At 64.9% G+C, this 3,609-nt stretch carries 4 protein-coding genes; all 4 read left to right on the top strand.

From position 1 onward, the window contains the following. Positions 1-1,821: MTBMA_p00010-related P-loop-containing protein (locus tag FFS57_RS25480; RefSeq protein ID WP_502705944.1), on the top strand; the 1,821-nt coding region annotated here is incomplete at its 5' end. A 1-nt stretch (position 1,822) separates the two neighbouring features. Continuing rightward, on the top strand, positions 1,823-2,938 hold the full coding sequence (xerC, locus tag FFS57_RS24435) for a site-specific tyrosine recombinase XerC (RefSeq protein WP_137940434.1): 1,116 nt from the start codon (positions 1,823-1,825) through the stop codon (positions 2,936-2,938). Then, positions 2,935-3,180, top strand: coding sequence for a hypothetical protein (locus FFS57_RS24440; protein WP_137940435.1), 246 nt, complete (start codon positions 2,935-2,937; stop codon positions 3,178-3,180). Before xerC ends, FFS57_RS24440 begins: the two co-directional genes overlap by 4 nt. Before the next feature lie 70 nt (positions 3,181-3,250). Further along, on the top strand, positions 3,251-3,601 hold the full coding sequence (locus FFS57_RS24445) for a type II toxin-antitoxin system RelE/ParE family toxin (protein WP_137940436.1): 351 nt from the start codon (positions 3,251-3,253) through the stop codon (positions 3,599-3,601). Positions 3,602-3,609 lie beyond the last annotated feature (8 nt).

Here is a 3,609-nt window from a genome sequence, read left to right on the forward strand (position 1 = left end):
CAGACCGATACTGACCTGGTCCTGCAATACGGCGACCGCCGCTACCGGGTGCGCGGCTGGAATCGGCCGCTCAACCCCGAAGCACTCAAGGTCAACGTCCTGGTGAGCCGGGCGACACCGGGCCAACTGGGTGACGGGCGCTTCCATGTCGATACCTTGGACCTGTACCAGGCCAAGGCCCGTGCCGCTTATGTGAAGCAGGCCGGCATCGAGCTGGGCGAGGCGGAAGACGTGCTCAAACACGACCTGGGCCGGGTGCTGTTGAAGCTGGAAGCGGTACAGGCCGAACGGCTGGATGCCGCCCTGGCCAAGGCCGACCCGACGCCGAGCATGGACGAGCTGGAACGCGCCGACGCGCTGGCCTTGCTGCGCGACCCACACTTGCTCGACCGCATCCTGGCCGACTTCGACAGCCTGGGCGTGGTGGGCGAGGAAACCAACAAGCTGGTGGGCTACCTGGCAGCTGTCTCGCGCCAGCTCGACAAACCGCTGGCCGTGCTCATTCAGTCCTCATCCGCCGCCGGCAAATCCAGTCTGATGGATGCGGTGCTGGCCTTGGTGCCGGACGAAGCCCAGGTGCGCTACTCGGCCATGACCGGCCAGAGCCTGTTCTATATGGGTGGCAGCCAACTCAAGCACAAGATCCTCGCCATTGCCGAAGAGGAAGGCGCGGCGCAGGCCAGCTATGCCCTCAAGCTGTTGCAGAGCGATGGCAGCGTCACCATGGCCAGCACCGGCAAGGATGCCGCCACCGGCATGCTCACCACCCATGAATACAAGGTCGAAGGCCCGGTGATGCTGTTCCTCACCACCACCGCCATCGACATCGACGAAGAGCTGCTGAACCGCTGTCTGGTGCTCACGGTGAACGAGAGCCGCGAGCAGACGCGGGCGATCCACGCCATCCAGCGCCGCCGCCAGACCCTCGAAGGCCTGCTGGCCGACGAAGACCACGACAGCATCGTCAGCCTGCACCGCAACGCGCAACGGCTGCTGCAACCCTTGAAGGTCGTGAACCCCTACGCCGACCGGCTCACCTTCCTGGACGACAAGACCCGCACCCGGCGCGACCATATGAAATACCTCGCGCTGATCAAGGCGATTGCCCTGCTGCACCAGTACCAGCGCGAGATCAAAACCCTTCAGCACCGGGGCAAGACCGTCGCTTACATCGAGGTTGAGCCGGCCGACATTGCCACCGCCAACCGGCTGGCGCATGAAGTGCTGGGCCGCACCCTGGACGAGTTGCCGCCGCAGACCCGCAAGCTGCTGACCCGCTTGCATGCGTGGGTCAAGGATGAATGCACCCGTCTATCGGTGAAACAGACCGACTACCGCTTCAGCCGCCGCCAGGTGCGCGAGCTGACCGGCTGGGGCGACACCCAGCTCAAAATCCATCTGGCCCGCCTGGCCGAGCTGGAATACCTGCTGATCCACCGCGCTAGCCGGGGCCAAGGGCACGACTACGAGCTGCTGTATGCCGGTGAAGGCGATGCCGGCAGCCGCTTCCTGATGGGCCTGGCCGACATTGCGCCCCTACCTGAAAACCCCACCCCCACTTACGACGAACAGCGGTCGGGGTTAAACCGCCAGCAGTCGGCCCCGGGTCGGGCAGCGGTCGGTAGCGAGTCGGCCCCTGGTCGCGGGCAGTGCCTATCGGTCCCATCGAGCATTGGCGCGACGGTTGAGTATGGCGACGAAGCCGAGGCCACCGAGGCGCATCAGGGGGTATCCCAGCCCAGCCGGTCATACCGTAGTGGTGTCCCGGCCTTCTCCTTCCTCCATGCGGGGACAAGCGCCGCCCACGCCGCCGGAGACTGACATGGCCCGCAAAGGCGAACGCCAAGCCAAGCCCCCGGTCGGCGACCTGCGTGACCCGGACAGCCTATACCACTACCTGCAGCGCTATCTCGCCTGGCTGGCCGAGCGCAATTACTCGCCGCGCACTACGGAAAGCCGCGAGGTCTATCTGCGCTACTTCATCGCTTGGTGCGACGAGCGCGGCGTGATCCGGCCACAGGACGTCACCAAGCCCATTCTGGAGCGCTACCAGCGCTACCTGTTCCTGCACCGCAAGCGGGACGGCCAACCGCTCAGCATCCGCAGCCAGCACACCCGTATCGTGCCGGTACGGGCCTGGTTCAAATGGCTGGCTCGGCAGAACCATATCCTCTACAACCCCGCCAGCGACCTGGAACTGCCCAAGCTGGAACACCGGCTACCGCGCCATGTGCTGAGCCAGCGCGAGGTCGAAACCGTGCTGGCCGTGCCCGACCTGGCGACCGTGACCGGCCTGCGCGACCGGGCCATGCTGGAAACCCTCTACAGCACCGGCATCCGCCGGCTGGAGCTGATCCACCTCAAGCTGGCCGACCTCGACTTCGAGCGCGGTACCCTGATCGTACGGCAGGGCAAGGGCCGCAAGGACCGCATGATCCCCATCGGCGAACGGGCGCTGGCCTGGATAGAAAAGTACCGCGACGACGTGCGGCCCGAGCTGGCCACCGGCAGCGACGACGGTACCCTGTTCCTCAGCCACCTTGGCGACGCCTTCGGCCCCAACCGGCTGACGCAACTGGTGCGCGACTATGTAGACGCCGCCCAACTCAGCAAGCGGGGCAGCTGCCACCTGTTCCGCCACACCATGGCGACCCTGATGCTGGAGAACGGCGCCGACCTGCGCTACATCCAGGCCATGCTGGGGCATGCCAAGCTCGACACCACGCAGATTTACACCCAGGTCAGCATCCGGGCCTTGAAGGCCATCCATACCGCCACCCATCCCGGCAAGCCGATCAAACCACGGCAGCAGAACGCGCTCGATGCGGCACTGGCCGAGCATGGCGACGCCCCGGCAGAAGCCCCGCCTGCCGTGGACCTGGCTGGCCTCTTGGCGGCGTTGGAGCAGGAAGCCCAGGAAGAAGAGGACAACTCATGACCCCCGCCAAGCGCCGCAAGCGCGTCATCACGCTACGCTTGCCCGACGAGTTCCTGGACGTGTGCGAAGCAGACGGCATTGACCCGGAAACCGTACTGCGCGGCTTCATCGCCGACCTCGCTGGCATCATGAACTGGCAGTCCAGCCCGCGCAGTGACGGCTACAGCAGCAACGGGTCGGACGAGCGCATGATGGCCCGCGACTACTACGAGCGGGTAGGCTATCCGTGGTGGAATCGTTGAGGCGGATCGACAGTGAGCAAGAAGGGAGGCGCAGGCCTCCCTTTTATCCATGTTTAGGTATAATCTCGGCATGCCGACAATAAGACCATTGAGCTGGGTAGGCTCAGCCAAGAAAGACCTGGCCGCGATGCCGGAAGACGTACAGGACACCTTCGGCTACGCCTTGCATCTGGCCCAGGCGGGCAGCAAGCACAGCCAGGCCAAGCCGCTGAAAGGCTTCAAGGGGGCCGGTGTGCTGGAAGTGGTGGAAGACCATCAGGGCGACACCTACCGTGCCGTCTACACGGTGCGCTACGCCACGGCGGTGTATGTGCTGCATTGCTTCCAGAAGAAATCGACCAGCGGCATCGCCACGCCCAAGCCCGACATGGACTTGATCGAGGCCCGCTTGAAAGCGGTAGCCGCCCGTGAAAAGGAGTAAGGATATGA

This window comes from Chitinivorax sp. B, assembly GCF_005503445.1.
Classification (GTDB): Bacteria; Pseudomonadota; Gammaproteobacteria; order Burkholderiales; family SCOH01; genus Chitinivorax.

Bases quoted from the DNA above. Each gene is read 5' to 3' on its own strand.
- xerC (WP_137940434.1), top strand. From the start codon at position 1,823: ATGGCCCGCAAAGGCGAACGCCAAGCCAAGCCCCCGGTCGGCGACCTG.
- FFS57_RS24440 (WP_137940435.1), top strand. From the start codon at position 2,935: ATGACCCCCGCCAAGCGCCGCAAGCGCGTCATCACGCTACGCTTGCCC.
- FFS57_RS24445 (WP_137940436.1), top strand. From the start codon at position 3,251: ATGCCGACAATAAGACCATTGAGCTGGGTAGGCTCAGCCAAGAAAGAC.